The sequence below is a fragment of the Clostridium sp. AF17-21AC genome (assembly GCF_003461365.1).
Classification (GTDB): Bacteria; Bacillota; Clostridia; order Lachnospirales; family Lachnospiraceae; genus Coprococcus; species Coprococcus ammoniilyticus.
The window spans coordinates 184,405-203,917 of sequence record NZ_QTWY01000005.1 but is presented as its reverse complement, the minus strand read 5'-3'; the positions used below and the strand labels follow the sequence as shown (position 1 = coordinate 203,917).

The window sequence follows — 19,513 nt, the reverse complement described above, 5'->3', positions numbered from 1 at the left end:
GACAGCTAGAGTGTATCTCATTACGAAACTACATGAATGTCATTCCCGATCATAGAAGACTGTTACCATACATGGGCTTTATCTGTTATACATGTTATGCAGAAATTGTGCTTGCACATATTTCTATATGACGGCCAGAATTCATCGCGCAGATAAGTATCCGGACCTTATATTTTGTCCCGTATGTACGAAAATAGAGGGGAATATTTGTGAGATTAGGCAGGCAATTTTCATTGTGGGATCTGGCAGTTATTGGTATAATTAATTTAACTGTGAATTTATAGAAAAAGCTGTTGCAGACAGGTAATGGATGAGTGGGGTATTGCTGGAACGGCTTTTGAGAAAAAGGAAGGAGAAGGTATGAGCAGACAAAGGGACAAATGGGTTACAAGGGTCATAGCATGGATGCTGTCATTTGCAATGGCAGTAAGCCTTGTGGTGATTCCTTCAGACAAGACAGAAGCAGCGGGGGAGACGATTGTGCTGTCTTACAGTACGGATCAGGTGACAGCAAGTGGAAATGTGGATAATCAGGTCAGCCTTGATCTTGGAAATGGCGGATACAGCGATCTGTCGGAGCTTAAGAGTGCGGGGCTTACCAAGCTTCGTGTCAGCTTCGAGGTATCATCAGCCGATGGAACCGGAAATATTGGCGGACAGGCGTTTGTAAATGCGAAAGGAACATGGAAGGGTGAATGGATCAATGTGAATGCAGGCTCCGGCACTCAGACCGTAGAACTGGACCTGACACAATTCTATAGCAAATCCGGTCAGTTATATAATTTCGGTTTTCAGTTTGAAAATGTAACAAGTATTACATACAAGATTAAAGAGGCGGTTCTGGTAAACTCAGGCAGCAGTTCAGGTGGAGATTCCGGCAGCGGTTCCGATTCTTCTGATTTTGGAACAGAGAGAGAGTATTCATCAGGTGTGACAGCAACCGTGAAGAATCAGGGAACACCAAGCAATGACTGGTCAGGCTTTGAAATGGCGATCAGCAATAATACGGGAGCATCGATTTGTGACTGGATCGTAGTATTACAGGTACCATCCGGTACTGCTTCGGCATTTAAGTGTTGGAATGCAACCTTTGTGGCAGATGGTGATACGATCTATATGTATCCGATGCAGAGTGGGGGAAATGCAGTCCTTGCGGCAGGAACAATGCAGAATGATATACCAGGTGGTGGATTCGCAGCAAAATATGTAGATGCATCCAGTATTCAGGTAAAGGGAGTTTATTATAACAAAGGAACTTCATCTTCTGTAGATTATTCCCAGGGAGATACCAATGATAATACAGGCGGCTCCGGCGGTTCCGGTGGTTCCGGTGGTACCTCATCCGGTGATACCACAACGAATAAAGATCTGGATGTAGAATTCAACTATGCAAAGGCATTGCAGGAAAGTCTGTATTTTTATGACGCAAATATGTGTGGTTATCTGGAAGACACCTGTGCACTTTCCTGGCGTGGAAACTGCCATACCTATGATAAAAATGTAACATATACAAAGAATGGAAAAACCTACAATGTAGATGCTTCCGGTGGTTTCCATGATGCAGGCGATCATGTGAAATTCGGACTTCCACAGGGATATGCAGCATCCATGCTTGGAATGAGCTATTATCAGTTCAAGGATGCATTTGACGAGCTTGGTCAGAAGGAACATCTGAAGAAGATCACGGATTATTTCTGCGATTACTTTAAGCGGTGTACAGTGTATGAGGGAGATCAGGTTATCGCATTCTGCTATCAGGTAGGTGACGGTAATACAGATCATGGTGTATGGACAGCACCGGAGGGACAGACGATCAGTCGTCCGGCATTCTTTGCAGATGCGAGCAATCCGGCTACAGATGAAGTGAGTGTTGTGATCGCAGCGCTGGCATTGAACTATATTAACTTTGGAAATAATGAGGATTTAAAGACAGCAAAGGATCTCTTTACATTTGTAGAGAAAAATAATAAAGCATGTGCAACCGAGGGCGCATCAACATTTTATGCATCAAGATCATATGGTGATGACTATGCATTTGCAGCAAGTGCACTTGCTGCTGCGACAGGTGATACCTCTTATAATTCTATTTATAACGAATATAAAGATAATTCAGATAATGGTGTGAATCAGTACTGGGTATTGGACTGGGGAAATACCGGAGCGCTGGCATGTATGCTTCAGAAGGATACTGCAAAGATTGCAAGCATTACAGATGTATGCAAAGGCAAGAGTGCCATCGATGGAGTATTTAACTGTGTTAGTGACTGGGGCTCCTGCAGATACAGTGCAGCTGAGCAGTTTACCGGTCTGGTATATGATAAGCTGACAGGAAAAACAACATATGCAGATTGGGCAACCAGTCAGATGAACTATATGTTAGGAGATAATCCGAATAAACGATGCTATATCGTAGGCTATAATGAGAACTCTAGTAAATATCCGCATCACAGGGCAGCATCCAGATCGACAGATTCAAAGATCATAAACAGCAATCATTATACGCTGCTTGGAGCTCTGGTAGGTGGACCTGGTGCAAATGGAACCTATAAAGATGATCAGGGCGATTATTATTGCAATGAAGTAGCGCTTGATTATAATGCCGGACTGGTTGGTGCGGCAGCAGGACTTTATCTGGTTCACAAGAATGATAAGACAGTAAAATTATCTTATGCAAAGAAGAATGCAACGAATTACAGTACAAAGACAGCCTCTGCGGCAGAGCTTGCTGCTGTAGGTGTGAAGACTTATTACGGAACAAATTCCGGTGATGATACAGAGGAAGAAGTAAAGGCAACAGAGATCAAGCTGAATCAGGAAACCTGTGCGCTGACAGAAGGGGAAACAGTTACACTTCGAGCAACGGTCATACCAAAGACAGCGGAACAGAAGGTTACCTGGAAGTCTGAGAATGAAAAGATTGCAACGGTTTCGGATGTCGGAAAGGTAACTGCTCTTGCAGCAGGAACAACAACGATTACGGCGGCAACGATGGATGGGACCAAGCTTACGGCAAGCTGCAAGCTTACGGTAAAAGCAGCACCGAAGGCAGTATTTTCAACAGACCAGACTGTACTGACCTGTGCACCGGTTATTTATGGATATGAGACCGGTTCTGCGGCAGAACTGGTATTAGAGAATAAAGGAGATGCAGATGGAACTGCAGCGCTTCAGTTGGAGAAAGGTGCAGGAAGTGCATTTGCGTTATCCGGCGACAGTGAAAGAAAGCTTGCACCGGCAGGAAAAACAACTGTGATCGTATCATTAAAGAATGGTAAGGATGCAGGTACTTACAGCGACAATCTGCTGATAGAGGCAGATAATGGACAGTCCTTTCAGATTCCGGTATCTGCAACAGTTGAGAAATGTCCGGTAACGGGTATTACATTCCCGACAGCAGGAATGATCGTAACCGGTCAGACACTTTCTGAGTCAGAATTATCCGGTGGAGATGAGACCTATGGAACATTTGCATGGGCAGATGCAGCAGAAAAACCGGAACGAGGAACGTATCAGGGACAGGTGGTATTAACCCTTTGTTCCGATGCGAAGAAGAATTATGCATTTGACCAGATCACAGGGTATGATGCGGCAGCAGGAACGATCACACAGAATGTGACGGTAACAGTCAGCAGAGCAGGACTTCCGGCTATCACATTCCCGGAGGCTTCTGAGCTGGTATATGGACAGAAGCTTTCTGATTCTACCCTTGCCGGCGGTTCAACCGGGTATGGAACATTTGCATGGAGCACCCCGGATGTAACAATGGGCGAACAGGAAGTAGAAAATAGTATCAATCAGTATGAGGTTGTATTTACATGGAGTGATGCAAGCAAGAAGCAGTATCAGATCGAGAACTCTGATGAAGATGCTGTTTATAAAAAGATGGTTTCTGTAAAAGTACGAAAGGCAAAACAGACAGCGGTTCCGGATAGTGTGGATCTTCTTGCAAGAACAAAGGATACGATCCGGATCTCCGGTCAAGCGGGTGTCCGGTATTCCGTAGATGGAACGACATGGAAACAGGCAGTCTCCAATGGAGAGACAATTGAATTTGCCGGATTACGTAGCTTTACAAAGTATACAGTTTCAGGCAGATATGCAGAAACTGCAACTGCATATGCAGGAAAAGCAGTGGAATTGCTTACGGTATATACCCTTGTTCAGGATCCATATACGATCGATATAGCAAAGATTACGGACAAAGAATATCAGGATGCTTTACGGACAGATGATGGCAAAATAACAGTCAACTATACGGAACCGGTTCTCACACTTACGGAAGACGGCAGGGACTATGTGATCACAGGTAAGAATAAGGAGCTTGTTATTAAGGCAGGTGGGGCAACCAGGGTCACACTGGATCAGGCAGAGGTTGGAGCCGTTGCGATCATTGGAAATGCAGATGGTAAGACGGAGATCGCAAGAAAAGGAACGGTAACGATCGCAGGTAATGTTGAGACGGACGGCGGACTTGTGATCAGCGGAGATGGATTCCTTACAGTATCCGGAAAGATATCTGCAGCAGGAGATATAACGATCAAAGACGGAAAGGTATCGGTTGATGGAGGCGTCTTAGCAGGCGGCACAGTTCTGATCCGGGATGCAGAGCTTGTCGCAGGTACAGATGAGACAGGAACGGCGATCAAAGCAGATACTGTACGGATCGAGGATTCCAAGGTAACGGTCGGAGCAGATCAGGTTACGAAGGATCCACCGATCAAATCAGACAATATTATTCTGGTTGGAGACAATACAGTAGCATCCTCTTCAGGTTCAAAGGATATCTTTTCATCGAAACCAAAGGATGAAAATGGAGATGAGATCCCGGATACGATCCTGATCGAGAAGATCACGTTAAACAAGACCAGCGTGGTATTAAATATTGGTGATACAGAACGGATCGCAGTAGCGGCCGTTATACCGGCAAATGCAACACTGAAGACATTTGACTGGAAGAGCAGCAACGAGAAAGTGGCAAGTGTATCGCAGACCGGTGAAGTGAAGGGTATAAGTGCTGGAACTGCAATTATTACAGTAACAGCAAAGGATGGAAGTGGTGTTACAGGCTTCTGCACCGTTACGGTAAAGAAGAAAGAAACAGTAACACCGACACCAACGCCGAATCCGGAAAAACCGACAACCGAGAAGCCTACGATCGAAAAGCCGACGACCGAGAAACCAACAACAGAAGCACCAAAGAAGACGGTCAAACCGGCAAAGGTCAAGATTCAGGCAGCAACCAAAAAGATAGCTCCGGGAAGGAAGCTGACTTTGAAAGCAACCGTTACACCTAAGAAAGCGACAAATAAGAAAGTAAAATGGACGATCCGTAAATCGGATAAGAAATATGCATCTATTAACAGCAAGGGTGTGCTGACAGTGAAGAAAGCTGCTAAGGGAAAGACGATCAAGGTAACAGCAACAGCAGTCGGTAACAGTAAGGTGAAGGCAACCTATACGGTTAAGGTTATGAAAAAGGCAGTTAAGAAGGTTACGATCACATCGAAGAAAAAGGCAGTAAAGAAAGTAACGATCAAGAAGAAACAGTCTATAACCTTAAAAGCAAAGCTGACTCCAACAAAGGGAATCAGTAAAGAAGTGACATGGACCTCCGGTAATCCGAAGGTTGCAAAGGTAACAGCTAAGGGTAAGGTAATCGGAAAGAAGAAGGGAACGGTTAAGATCACAGCAAAAGCAAAAGACGGAAGTGGTAAGAAAGCAACCATTACCATTAAAGTAAAATAATTAATTCCATTTGTAACAGAAGGGAATAGAAAATACAGATGGCGGAAGATCGATCAAATTCTATAAAATATAAAAAACAGATTTGAGAGATACCTCCGCCGTCTTGTGTTTTGAAAATGGGTATGCTATAATGTGGACGCTTGCAGGTCGAATTCAGGATGTCTGGATGAAAGCATCGGAAAAAGAAAGCCTGCATAAATCAAAAGAGTAAATAAAACAGAAGGAGAGTGCCATATGGAATTGATATACAGAAGTACAAGAAATGCAAATGAAACAGCAACCGCATCAGAAGCAATCTTAAAAGGTCTTGCAAATGAAGGAGGATTATTTGTTCCTGACAGTATTCCTGCTCTTGATGTCAGTCTTACAGATCTGGCGCAGATGAACTATCAGCAGGTTGCTTATGAAGTAATGAAGCTGATGTTTACGGATTTTACAGAAGAAGAGTTAAAGCATTGTATCAATTCAGCATATGACAAGAAATTTGATACACCGGAGATCGCACCACTCGTACATAAAGCAGGTGCATATTATCTGGAATTATTCCACGGTTCAACGATTGCATTTAAGGATATGGCATTATCCATTCTTCCTTATCTGCTTACAACATCCGCAAAGAAGAATCATGTAAAGAACGAGATCGTTATTCTGACAGCTACTTCCGGTGATACAGGAAAGGCAGCACTTGCAGGATTTGCAGATGTACCGGGAACAAAGATCATCGTATTCTATCCAAAGCATGGTGTAAGCCCAATCCAGGAGAAGCAGATGGTAACCCAGAAGGGTGAAAACACATTTGTCGTAGGAATTACAGGCAACTTCGATGACGCACAGACAGGTGTTAAGAAGATGTTCTCAGATGAGAAGCTTGCTTCATACATGGACGAGAAAGGATATCAGTTCTCATCCGCCAATTCAATCAATATCGGACGTCTGGTTCCGCAGATGGTTTATTATGTATATGCATATACAAGACTGGTTAAGGACGGTACGATCCAGGCTGGCAACAAGATCAATGTTGTTGTACCAACCGGTAACTTTGGAAATATCCTTGCAGCATATTATGCAAAAGAAATGGGACTTCCGATCGCGAAGTTCGTATGTGCATCAAATGACAATAAGGTATTATATGATTTCTTTACAACAGGTACTTATGACAGAAATCGTGAATTTATCTTAACAACATCACCATCTATGGATATCCTGATCTCAAGCAACTTAGAGAGACTGATCTACAAGATTGCAGGAAATGATGCAGAGAAGAATGCAGCACTGATGAAGCAGTTAAGCACAGAAGGTATATATACGATCACAGATGAGATGAAAGCAAAGCTTGCTGAATTTGCGGGCGGTTATGCAACAGAAGCGGAAACCTCGGCAACGATCAAGAAAGTATATGAGTCGGATTCTTATATCATGGATACACATACAGCAGTAGCAGCAACCGTATATGACAAGTATGTAAAAGAAACAGGAGATAAGACTCCTACGGTTATCGCTTCTACAGCAAGCCCATACAAGTTTACAAGAAGTGTTATGGAATCTATCGATGAAGCTTATGCAGCAAAGAGTGACTTTGAATTAGTCGATGAGCTCTGCAAGTTATCCGGTGTAAAGATTCCACAGGCAATCGAGGACATCCGTACAGCTCCTGTTCTTCACGACACAGTATGTGACAAAGAAGAAATGGAGAGCGTCGTAAAGAAGTTCTTAAACATCTAAAAACAGATGCCGGTCAGATATGACAGGCAATACAGAAACAGAATAAATGACAGTTCATTAATACCATCCTGTCACTAAACAAAACTAGGAAAAAACGCGCATGAAGGGCATTTTCCTATATGCGCGTTTTTTACATAGGAATGTTATATTGCACAGCTGTCAGTTTGTACGATGTAATCGCCCGACTTGTTTCGTTTCTATTCGACCTGCACGCCTATTTGTCAGCAGTCGCCCAAACTCACCCATACGGGTTCAAACATGGGCTTGGTGCTGACAGCTAGTGCAGGTCTCATAACGAAACTACACAAATGTCGATGCTTATTACATCGTGCAAGCTGACAACTGTGTAATATAACATTCGAAAATAAAAGAAAGAGGAAGATATGTACAGTTTAAAGACAAATTCAAGTTTTGACAGCGCGCATTTCCTTGCGGGCTATGAGGGTAAATGTAGAAATCTGCACGGACACCGCTGGACGGTTGAAGTTGAAGTCGGCGGCGAGAAGCTGATGCAGGACGGACAGACCAGAGGCATGGTTGTAGATTTTGGAGATCTGAAAAGGGATCTCAGAGAGAAAACAGAAGGGATGGATCATTGCCTGATTATGGAGAAAGGTACATTGAAGGAAAAAACGATGGAAGCACTGGCAGAAGAACAGTTCCGTATCATCGAGCTTCCGATGCGTCCGACAGCAGAGAATCTGGCAAAGTATTTTTATGAATATATGGCAGATAAGGGATATCAGGTGCTTCGTACCACAGTTTATGAGACCCCGACCAATGCAGCGACGTATATGGCATAATAGCAGAAGAAAAACTATATAGCGTAAAATAATATAAGACAAAAAAGACTTAGAATAAATAACAGGCAAGATCAAGGATGTCATAATAGATAAATGACATCGAAGGATATCATATACAAAAAGTAAGAAGGAAATAGAAATGGCAAAATTTAAAGTAGCAGAACGATTTGTCAGCATCAACGGTGAATCCGTAAAAGCCGGAGAACTGGCGGTATTTATTCGTTTTACAGGCTGCAACCTGAATTGCAGTTACTGTGATACCAAATGGGCAAATGAAGCAGATGCCCCATACGAAGAACTGACGGATGAAGAGATCTATGACTATATCAAGCGAACCGGAGTCAGAAACGTGACATTAACCGGTGGAGAACCGTTGATCCAGGAGGATATCGATAAGCTGCTCCTGATGCTGGCGATGGATGAGGAACTTCAGGTAGAAGTAGAGACAAACGGGAGTGTGGATATCGCGGAGTTTAAAGCGTTGACAGACCGGGTAGCATTTACACTTGATTATAAGCTTCCGGGAAGCGGAATGGAAAGCAATATGTGTTTCTCCAATTATAACTACATTGATAAGAAGGATGCGGTAAAGTTCGTATCCGGCTCGATCAAGGATCTGGAAACAGCAAGAGACATTATTCATGAATGGGCATTGGATATCAAATCAAACGTCTATATCAGTCCGGTATACGGCAAGATCAATCCGGAGGATATCGTTGATTTTATGATCGAGAATGAAATGAATGGTGTAAAATTACAGTTACAGCTTCATAAGTATATCTGGGATCCGGAGATGCGTGGAGTGTAAAACGGATGAAACCGCAGATATTGATATTAACATATTATTTGGATAATCGATTAAGAGTAATAAGAGAATGGAGTAGAAATGGCAATTGATAAAGAAGCAATAAAGGAGCATATTCGTGGAATCCTTGTAGCACTTGGTGATGACCCTGACCGGGAAGGCTTAAAAGAGACACCGGACCGTGTTGCGCGAATGTATGAAGAAGTATTTGAGGGAATGAATTATACCAACGATGAGATTGCTGAGATGTTTGGCAAGACATTCAAAGAGGAAGATGCGGCACATACAAGTGATATGGTATTCGTAAAGGATATCGAGGTGTTCAGTTACTGCGAACATCATATGGCACTGATGTATGATATGAAGGTGTCAGTGGCATACATCCCACATGGCAGGGTCTTAGGACTCAGCAAGATCGCACGGATCGCAGACATGGTAGCGAAGCGGTTGCAGCTTCAGGAGCGGATCGGATCCGATATCGCATATGTGGTTGGAAAGGCAGCAGGCTCACCGGATGTAGCCGTATTGATCGAGGCCAATCATAGCTGCATGACAGCAAGGGGCATTAAGAAGCCGGGAACGAAGACCTATACAACGACGTTCCGTGGAGCATTTGAGAATGATGTGAATTTACAGAATAAAGTATTGATGATGAACCGATAGGAGGATATGAAAGATGCAGAATTTGAAGAACAGAGATGAAGCAGTTGTTGTATTCAGTGGTGGACAGGACAGTACGACCTGTCTGTTATGGGCACTTAAGAAGTATAAAAAAGTATACGCAGTATCATTTGACTATGGACAAAAGCATGTAAAAGAATTAGAATGTGCAAAGAAGATTGCTGAAAAATTTGGAGTAGAGCATCATATTCTGGATATGAGTCTGTTGAATCAGCTTGCACCAAATTCATTGACAAGAAGAGAGATGAAGGTAGACGAGAATGCGCCGGAGGTCGGTACACCGAATACATTTGTAGATGGAAGAAACATGGTATTCCTGACATTTGTAGCGATCTACGCAAAACAGAAGGGCGTCAGCGACATCATAACAGGTGTCAGCCAGAGTGATTTCTCCGGCTATCCTGACTGCAGAGATATTTTCATCAAATCATTGAATACAACACTGAATCTTGCGATGGACTATGAATTCGATATTATCACACCATTGATGTGGATCGATAAGATGGAGACATGGAAGCTGGCAGATGAACTCGGCGGACTTGATGTTATCAGAGATATGACACTTACTTGTTATAATGGTATTCCGGGTGAAGGATGCGGTCATTGTCCATCCTGTAAGCTCAGAAAAAAAGGATACGATCTTTACATGGAATATAAAAAGAATCACAATGCATAAAGCATAAGTCAGACGGGAACAGAGCAATCGGATAAATGTGTTCCTGTAAACAGTAATGAGGTATGAATATGAAGAAGATGCTGTTTATTGTAAATCCCAAAGCGGGACGAACAACTTTGAAGAATTGTCTTATAGATGTGATAGATGTCTTTTGCAAGAAAGAATATGAAGTCAGAATTTATCTGACACAGGGAGTCGGCGATGCTGCCCGTGTCGTAAAAGAAGAAGGAGAGAACTACGATGTGATCGTATGTGCCGGAGGTGACGGAACGCTTGGTAATACAGTCACAGGATTTATGGAATGTGGACTGAACCGGCCGCTTGGCTATATCCCATGTGGCTCGACAAATGATTATGCCAGAAGTCTTGAGATCCCGAAAGAAGCAATCGAGGCAGCAGAACAGCTTGTCACTGCCGCACCTTTTTCAGTAGATGTCGGAGAATTGAATAAGAATTATTTTGTCTATGTTGCAGCATTTGGCATATTCTCTGATACATCATATGCAACCCCTCAGAATATGAAGAATATTTTAGGACATGCGGCATATGTATTACAGGGTATGAAGAGTCTTGTAAATGTTCCCACATATAATCTGAAGATAGAATTTAATAACCAGACATATACCGGTGAGTTTATGTTCGGTATGATATCGAATTCAGTATCGGTCGGCGGATATAAAAGTCTGACCAGCCATGGAGTTGAATTCGACGATGGTTTATTTGAAGGAGTCCTGATTCGCAAGATCCAGAATCTTGCAGATCTCCAGAGAATCATCAATTCGCTGCTCCTTGGAAATACGAATGAGACCAATATGGTAGCATTCCGAACCAATCGTGTCGTGATCGAGAGCGAAGAACCGATCGCATGGACACTGGATGGAGAGTATGGCGGGGAGTATACCACATCCGAGATCTCTGTACATCGGAGAGCAGTTTCTCTGCTGGTATCACCGGAAGAAGAAAAAGAAGAAGTTAAGTAGTTCAAACTGAGTTGAAAGAAAGAGGTTTACAGTTATGGGTAAATATTTTGGAACAGATGGATTCAGAGGTGAGGCAAATAAGGATCTTACTGTACAGCACAGCTTCAAGGTCGGACGTTATCTTGGCTATTATTATGGCAAGAAGAATCCGGAAGGCAAGGCAAAGGTGGTTATCGGTAAGGATACCAGACGTTCAAGTTATATGTTTGAATATGCATTAGTTGCGGGCTTAACGGCAAGTGGTGCAGATGTATATCTGATGCATGTAACACCGACGCCAAGTGTTTCTTATATTGTCAGAACGGATGGCTTCGACTGTGGAATCATGATCTCGGCAAGCCACAATCCATACTATGACAATGGTATCAAGATCATCAATGGCATGGGTTACAAATTAGAGGCTGCGGTTGAAGAAGAGATCGAGCGTTATATCGATGGTGAGATTCCGGAGATTCCACTGGCTACAAAAGAAAATATCGGATGCACGATTGATTACTCTATGGGAAGAAACCGTTACATGGGATACCTGATGACGATCCCTACCCGATCCTTTAAGAATATGAGAGTTGGCCTGGACTGTGCAAATGGTGCAGCCTATCAGGTTGCAAAGGCAGTATTTGATGCACTCGGAGCAAAGACCTATGTAATCAATAATGATCCGGACGGAACCAATATCAATACAAATTGTGGATCTACCCATATTGAGGGACTGCAGAAGTTTGTAGTAGAAAAAGGACTGGATGTAGGATTTGCTTATGACGGTGATGCAGATCGTTGTCTGTGTGTTGATGATAAGGGTGAGTTAGTAGACGGAGATAAGATCCTGTATGTCTGCGGACGTTATATGAAGGAACGTGGAGAACTGAATAAGAATACCATCGTAACAACGATCATGTCAAACCTTGGCTTATATAAAGCACTGGATAAGAAGGGAATCTCCTATGATAAGACAGCAGTCGGTGACAAATATGTATTTGAATCCATGATGGAGCATGGATATTCTATCGGCGGCGAACAGTCAGGACATATCATCTTCTCCAAATATGCAACGACCGGAGATGGTGTATTGACGTCTTTGAAGATCATGGAAGTTATTCTGGAACGCAAATGTAAATTATCAGAGTGCTTCAAGAGCCTGACAATTTTCCCACAGCTTCTGGTGAATGTAAAGGTATCCAGTAAGGATGCGGTTATGAATGATCCGGATGTGCAGGCATTAAATCAGAAGATCGCAGAGGAGCTTGGTTCTGACGGAAGACTTCTTCTTCGCCAGAGCGGAACAGAACCGCTTATCCGTGTTATGGTAGAAGCAGAGAGTGATGAGCTCTGCAACAAATATGTATATCAGATGGTAGATCTGATCAAAGAGAAAGGTTATGCAATATAGAGAAAATGGCTGTTAATTTCCGGAATAATTTTTCACATTCCAACATTGACAGAAAAACAGAAAACGTATAAAGTCTTAGTGTGTTAAAAAATAAAATACGAGAGGCAAAACATGAACGAGAATATAAGATCCCATTATTTTGAGAATGATGACAAGATGCATGAAGAATGTGGTGTTTTCGGAATGTATGATTTTGACAACAATGATGTTGCAACCTCCATTTATTATGGATTGTTTGCATTGCAGCATCGAGGACAGGAGAGCTGTGGTATCGCAGTATCAGACACGGAAGGTCCCAAGGGGAAGGTAAGCTCCATGAAGGGCATGGGTCTGGTAAACGAGGTGTACACACCTGAATCCTTTGAGAAATTAAAAGGAAATATCGGTGTCGGACATGTCAGATATTCAACTGCCGGCGCGAGTACGATAGAAAATGCTCAGCCATTAGTCTTGAACTATGTAAAAGGTACACTTGGTCTTGCACACAACGGTAATCTGATCAATGCGCCGGAGCTTCGTAAGGAACTGGCACTTACAGGTGCGATCTTCCAGACGACGATCGACTCCGAGGTTATTGCTTATCATATCGCAAGAGAACGTGTGAACAGTGCAAGTGCCGAGGAAGCAGTTATGAAAGCACTCAGAAAAGTGAAGGGATCTTATTCACTTGTAGTAATGAGTCCAAGAAAGCTGATCGGAGCCAGAGATCCATTTGGATTCCGCCCGCTCTGTATCGGAAAACGTGATAATGCCTATATTCTTGCATCGGAAAGCTGTGCCCTTGATACGATCGGTGCAGAATTTATCCGTGATGTAGAGCCCGGAGAAGTCGTAACGATCTCACCGGAGTATGGTATTCAGTCCTATAAGGATATGTGTCAGGAGAAGCATGCAAGATGTATCTTTGAATATATCTATTTTGCCCGTCCGGATTCCGTATTTGACGGAATGGGAATCTATGAATCCCGACTGATCGCGGGAAGATGTCTTGCAAAGGACAGTCCGGTAGATGCAGATATGGTTGTAGGTGTTCCGGAATCGGGAAATGCAGCAGCTCAGGGATATTCACTGGAATCCGGCATTCCATACGGAACGGCATTTGTCAAGAATGGCTATGTCGGCAGAACATTCATCAAGCCACAGCAGAGCCAGAGAGAGTCCAGTGTCCGCGTGAAGTTAAATGTATTAAAAGAAGCGGTAAAGGGTAAGCGTATCATTATGATCGATGATTCCATTGTCAGAGGTACAACCTCAGACCGTATCGTAGGAATGCTTCGCGAGGCTGGCGCAAAGGAAGTTCATGTAAGGATCAGTTCGCCTCCGTTCTTATATCCTTGTTATTTTGGAACGGATATCCCGGACAGAGAGCAGTTGATCGCATATAACCGTTCGGTTGATGAGATCTGCAAGATCATCGGCGCCGATTCCCTTGCTTATCTTCGCAAGGAGCGGCTGGTAGAGATCTCCGGTGGAAGACAGTACTGCCACGGCTGCTTTACAGGGGAATATCCGATGGAGCCACCAAAGGAAGATATCCGCGGAGAACATGAGGATTTCAAACGCGGTGAAGATTCAAAAGTAAAATAAAGAAATACAGGAGAGGTAAAAATGAGTACAGACAGATACACAAGCCCATTCTGCGAGAGATATGCAAGTAAAGAAATGCAGTATATTTTCTCTCCGGATAAGAAGTTTAAGACATGGAGAAAATTATGGATCGCCCTTGCAGAAACGGAGTATGAACTCGGCCTTTCTGAAAACGGCAAGCCGGTTATCTCACAGGAGCAGATCAATGAGTTAAAGGCACATGCAGAGGACATCAATTATGATGTAGCAAAAGAGCGTGAGAAGATGGTTCGTCATGATGTTATGAGCCATGTATATGCATACGGCGTTCAGTGCCCAAAGGCTGCCGGCATCATCCATCTGGGAGCAACAAGCTGCTATGTTGGTGATAACACAGATGTTATCGTTATGACAGAGGCTATGAAGCTTGTCAGAAAGAAATTATTAAATGTGATCAACGAACTGTCCAAGTTCGCTATGGAATATAAAGATCTGCCGACACTGGCATTTACCCATTTCCAGCCTGCACAGCCAACAACTGTTGGTAAGCGTGCAACCTTATGGCTTCAGGAACTGATGTTGGATCTGTCTGATCTGGATTACATGATCGGTCAGCAGAAGCTCCTGGGATGTAAGGGAACAACAGGAACACAGGCAAGCTTCTTAGAGCTCTTTAACGGAGATCATGAGAAGGTTCGTCAGATCGATAAGAAGATCGCAGAGAAGATGGGATTTGAAGCATGCTATCCTGTATCAGGACAGACTTATTCCCGTAAGGTAGATTCCAGAGTGTTAAATGTACTTTCCGGTATCGCACAGAGTGCACATAAGTTCTCAAATGATATCCGTTTGTTACAGCACTTAAAAGAGATCGAGGAGCCATTTGAAAAGAACCAGATCGGTTCATCAGCAATGGCATATAAGAGAAATCCGATGAGAAGTGAGAGAATTGCATCTTTATCAAACTACGTTATGGCTGATGCATTAAATCCTGCATTTACAGCAGCAACACAGTGGTTTGAGAGAACACTGGATGATTCCGCAAATAAACGTGTATCTGTTCCGGAAGCATTCCTTGCAATCGACGGTATCTTAGACCTGTATCTGAATGTTGTAGATGGTCTGGTTGTATATGATAAGGTTATCTATCAGAGATTCATGAAGGAGATTCCGTTTATGGCAACTGAGAATATCATGATGGATGCTGTAAAACGTGGCGGCAATCGTCAGGAGCTGCATGAGCTTATCCGTGAATACTCCATGCAGGCAGGCACAACTGTAAAGAAAGAGGGCAAGGAAAATAACCTTGTTGATCTGATCGCAGCAGATCCTGCATTTGGCATGACCAAGGAAGAGATCGAAGCCATCCTTGAGCCAAAGAACTTTGTCGGACGCGCACCGGAGCAGACCGAAGAATTCATCACAGAGGTTGTAAAGCCGGTACTTGATGCAAATAAAGACATACTTGGCATGACCGCTGAGATTAATGTATAAGAATTAGATTATATAATTGTTGGGACTATTGTTTTTAGAATTATTATTCAAAAGATAATAGTCCCAATATTTATATATGTATAGTAAAAAGAGGTGAATGGATGCCGATTACAAAAGAGTTTAAAACTATAGATGAGCAAATTTCAGGTCTTGTTGATCGAGGATTAAAATTTAAGGATAAAAAGAAAGCAGCGGAGATATTAAAGAGATATAACTATTTTGATGTTGTTAATGGCTTTGAGAGTATTTTATTAAAGAAAAACATGGTAGAAAAAACATATGAAAAGGTATATTTTGAGGATTTTAGAGATTTATATTTCTTTGACATGCAATTAAAGAAGTGTACTCTTTTTAAAATATTTGATATAGAGTCAAGACTAAGAACTTCAATTGCATATAATTTCGCTGAAGAATACTGTAGAACATCAGCTGATACAATGAACTATACTAATCCAGTTTATTATGAAGTTCCATGCTCAACAGATAAACATATGAAAAATATTTTCTCTACATTTGATTTATTTAGGACGACACAGTTATCACAAAGTGGAAGGGTAAAAAGGAAGTCTTTTATAGATGAGTTAAAAAAAGACAGAGATTATGTATGTCAGTATACAGAGCCGCCGTTTTGGGTTGTTATCAAGGCATTGCCGTTAGGAAGCTTATATTATACATTTGTATTTTTAGATGATACAGTTAAAACTAAGGTGTTAAGGGATTTTGGTTTTGAATTGTCGGAGGCAGCAGTATTTGAACAGGCATTATTCGTATTGAAAGAGGTAAGAAATCAATGTGCACATTTGGAACTCATAACACGTTTTAGGTTAAAACGGAAAGCAAATTTAAATTATATGAATGATATAACGATTAAAGCATCTTTATCTCATGATAAATTGAATTATTTGGATGTTGTAAAGATATTTGTGCTATTTGGTAATGTAGCGGATATAAAGAAAGTAGTTGCCATATTTTATATAAAAATGGCAATAAAAGGAAGAAAAAATATTGCAGACAAGGCATTAGCAATGATGGGACGTAAAAAGTTTGACGTATGGATGAAAGTGAGAAAAAATGTTAATAAATAAATTGAAAAATATTGCATTTTTCTTTGATTTAGGTATAATAATAGTACGGTAAAGCTAGTGATTGAAAGCTAGTAGCCATGTATTTGGCGTAAAAGCATCCACATTTATGTGGATGCTTTTATTTTTTGTTTAAAAGAGAAATATATACTAACTTAATTACAGCAATTCCATCAACTTCATAGCGGCGATGCTCATGCCACGTCTGCGGTCGCTGATGATGCACATGTTCCGCTTGGGGATGGGGTTCTTGAAACTTAACCGGAAGATCTCACCACGGTCAATATAGTCACCGGCAAAGTCGGCCACGATCGATCCGATTCCAAGGTTCCTCTTTGCAAACTGTGCGATCATATCACTGGTTGCAAGCTCGAATTCAGGGGTCAGCGTGACGCCTTCATGTGCAAGAAACTGATCCACATAGGCTCTTGTGCTGGTGTCATTTTCCAGACAGATGATCGGAAGCTTTTGCAGATCCGGATAGTCGAGAACTTTACCTTTCAGGTCGTTAAATCTTGGGCCGGCTATAAAGATATCTTCAATCTCCCGTGCGTTTCGAATCTCCATGTTCGGATTCTGTGGGAGAGGAGTTGTAACGATACCGAAGTCAATGTTATTTGCAAATAAGTGGTCGATCGTACTTGGGGTCGGAGCATTTGTTACATGTACCTTGATGCCGGGATAGAGCTGGTGGAAGCGTTCGAGATGCGGAAGCAGATAGAACTGGAGTGTCATATCACTGGCTCCGATCCGGATCTCGCCGGTTTCCAAGTGCATCAATCGGGCAAGCTGCTGTTCGCCCATGGAGATTGCCTCGTATCCTTCGGCTACATGTTTGTAGAGAAGTTCGCCTGCACCTGTCAGGGATACACCTTTTTTCGTCCGGATAAACAGGTTGATACCGATTGCCTGTTCTAAAGATTTGACCGCCTGACTGACAGCGGGCTGGGATACGCACAGCTCTTTGGCGGCAGCAGAGATGCTTGCTGTCTTTGCCACATAGTAGAAAATTTTATAATATTCATAATTAATATCCATAATCGAAGCTCCTGATCAATCGTTATATTGAAAGTGTAAACCGAACCAATGTATTTGTAAAGAATAAATATAAGTACACCTTATGCTATATATAATTAATATCGATTTTACTTATAATACATACATGCTATAATGTATAAGTAATTGAGTTCAATTCCGGAAGATGTTTCCGGAAAAATGCCATGAAAGCGAGGATAAAAATATGGTAAGAGCGGTTGTCGGAGCCAACTGGGGCGACGAAGGAAAAGGTAAAATAACAGATATGCTGGCGGAAACATCTGATATTATTGTCAGATTTCAGGGTGGTGCAAATGCAGGTCATACAATTGTAAATGACTATGGTAAATTTGCATTGCATACACTTCCGTCCGGTTGTTTCTATGATCATACAACAAGTGTTATCGGAAATGGTGTAGCATTAAATATCCCGGTTCTGTTCAAAGAGCTGAACAGCATCGTAGAAAAGGGAGTTCCAATGCCAAAGATCCTGATCTCAGACAGAGCACAGATGGTTATGCCATATCATATTCTGTTTGATGAGTACGAGGAGGAGAGACTGGCCGGTAAGTCATTCGGATCTACAAAGTCAGGTATCGCACCATTCTATTCAGACAAATATGCAAAGATCGGTTTCCAGGTAAGCGAACTGTTTGACACAGAGGAAGAATTGAAGGATAAGATCAGCAGAGTTATCGCATCCAAGAATGTTCTGCTTGAGTATCTGTATAAGAAGCCACTTCTTACAGTAGATGAAGTATATGAAACATTGATGGAGTACAAGGCTATCGTAGAGCCATATGTATGTGATGTATCCGCATATCTCCATGAAGCGATCAAAGCAGGCAAGACAATTCTGTTAGAAGGTCAGCTCGGAACATTAAAGGATCCGGATCATGGTATTTACCCTATGGTTACATCATCATCCACACTGGCTGCTTATGGTGCGATCGGTGCCGGTATTCCTCCATATGAGATCAAGCAGATCGTAACAGTAGTAAAGGCATATTCAAGTGCTGTAGGCGCCGGTGAGTTCGTCAGCGAGATTTTCGGAGATGAAGCAGATGAGTTAAGACGTCGTGGTGGTGATGGCGGTGAGTACGGTGCAACAACCGGACGTCCAAGACGTATGGGTTGGTTCGACTGTGTAGCTTCCAAGTATGGCTGCCGTATGCAGGGAACAACAGATGTAGCATTTACCGTACTTGATGTACTGGGTTATCTGGATGAGATTCCTGTATGTGTTGGATACGATATCGATGGTGAAGTAACAACAGACTTCCCTACAACAGCTAAGTTAAAGAAAGCAAAGCCTGTATATGAGGTTCTGCCGGGATGGAAGACAGATATCCGTGGTATCAAGAACTACGAAGATCTTCCAGAGAACTGCAGAAACTACATTGAGTTCATTGAGAAACATATCGGATATCCGATCACTATGGTTTCAAACGGACCAAAGAGAACTGATATTATCTACAGAAATAAATAAAGAATAAGAATTAAAAAAGAAAATCCATACTGGCAGCAAATGTATTTG

13 protein-coding genes are annotated in these 19,513 nt (G+C 42.3%); 12 read left to right on the top strand and 1 reads right to left on the bottom strand.

The window, feature by feature from the left end; all coding sequences use genetic code 11:
* The first annotated feature begins 360 nt into the window (after positions 1-360).
* From DWW85_RS09480 to DWW85_RS09430, 11 genes are all read left to right on the top strand, one after another.
* Positions 361-5,745, top strand: a complete 5,385-nt coding sequence (locus tag DWW85_RS09480) for a glycoside hydrolase family 9 protein (RefSeq protein WP_181986550.1) — start codon at positions 361-363, stop codon at positions 5,743-5,745.
* 234 nt (positions 5,746-5,979) lie between these two features.
* Positions 5,980-7,467 carry a threonine synthase gene (gene thrC / locus DWW85_RS09475; protein WP_117808474.1) on the top strand — a complete coding sequence of 496 codons (1,488 nt, stop codon included), beginning with the start codon at positions 5,980-5,982 and terminating at the stop codon, positions 7,465-7,467.
* 383 nt (positions 7,468-7,850) lie between these two features.
* Positions 7,851-8,270 carry a 6-carboxytetrahydropterin synthase QueD gene (gene queD / locus DWW85_RS09470; RefSeq protein WP_117808473.1) on the top strand — a complete coding sequence of 140 codons (420 nt, stop codon included), beginning with the start codon at positions 7,851-7,853 and terminating at the stop codon, positions 8,268-8,270.
* Between the two features lie 139 nt (positions 8,271-8,409).
* On the top strand, positions 8,410-9,078 hold the full coding sequence (gene queE, locus DWW85_RS09465; protein WP_117808472.1) for a putative 7-carboxy-7-deazaguanine synthase QueE: 669 nt from the start codon (positions 8,410-8,412) through the stop codon (positions 9,076-9,078).
* A 78-nt stretch (positions 9,079-9,156) separates the two neighbouring features.
* Positions 9,157-9,738, top strand: a complete 582-nt coding sequence (folE, locus tag DWW85_RS09460) for a GTP cyclohydrolase I FolE (RefSeq protein ID WP_008401371.1) — start codon at positions 9,157-9,159, stop codon at positions 9,736-9,738.
* A gap of 13 nt (positions 9,739-9,751) precedes the next feature.
* Positions 9,752-10,432, top strand: coding sequence for a 7-cyano-7-deazaguanine synthase QueC (gene queC / locus DWW85_RS09455; RefSeq protein WP_117808471.1), 681 nt, complete (start codon positions 9,752-9,754; stop codon positions 10,430-10,432).
* 68 nt (positions 10,433-10,500) lie between these two features.
* On the top strand, positions 10,501-11,412 hold the full coding sequence (locus tag DWW85_RS09450; RefSeq protein ID WP_117808470.1) for a diacylglycerol kinase family protein: 912 nt from the start codon (positions 10,501-10,503) through the stop codon (positions 11,410-11,412).
* A 34-nt stretch (positions 11,413-11,446) separates the two neighbouring features.
* A complete protein-coding gene (glmM, locus tag DWW85_RS09445; RefSeq protein ID WP_117808469.1) occupies positions 11,447-12,799 on the top strand; it encodes a phosphoglucosamine mutase in 1,353 nt (450 codons plus the stop codon).
* Between the two features lie 111 nt (positions 12,800-12,910).
* Complete coding sequence (purF, locus tag DWW85_RS09440) at positions 12,911-14,386, top strand: amidophosphoribosyltransferase (protein WP_021944855.1); 1,476 nt, start codon at positions 12,911-12,913, stop codon at positions 14,384-14,386.
* 21 nt (positions 14,387-14,407) lie between these two features.
* A complete protein-coding gene (purB, locus tag DWW85_RS09435) occupies positions 14,408-15,859 on the top strand; it encodes an adenylosuccinate lyase (protein ID WP_117808468.1) in 1,452 nt (483 codons plus the stop codon).
* A 101-nt stretch (positions 15,860-15,960) separates the two neighbouring features.
* Positions 15,961-16,944, top strand: coding sequence for an Abi family protein (locus DWW85_RS09430; protein ID WP_117808467.1), 984 nt, complete (start codon positions 15,961-15,963; stop codon positions 16,942-16,944).
* A gap of 156 nt (positions 16,945-17,100) precedes the next feature.
* Here DWW85_RS09430 and DWW85_RS09425 read toward each other — a convergent pair whose 3' ends face one another.
* Entirely contained in the window at positions 17,101-17,979 is an 879-nt protein-coding gene (locus DWW85_RS09425; protein WP_117808466.1) for a LysR family transcriptional regulator, read from the bottom strand.
* A 202-nt stretch (positions 17,980-18,181) separates the two neighbouring features.
* Between DWW85_RS09425 and DWW85_RS09420 the strand changes: the two genes are divergently transcribed.
* On the top strand, positions 18,182-19,465 hold the full coding sequence (locus tag DWW85_RS09420; protein ID WP_021944858.1) for an adenylosuccinate synthase: 1,284 nt from the start codon (positions 18,182-18,184) through the stop codon (positions 19,463-19,465).
* Positions 19,466-19,513 lie beyond the last annotated feature (48 nt).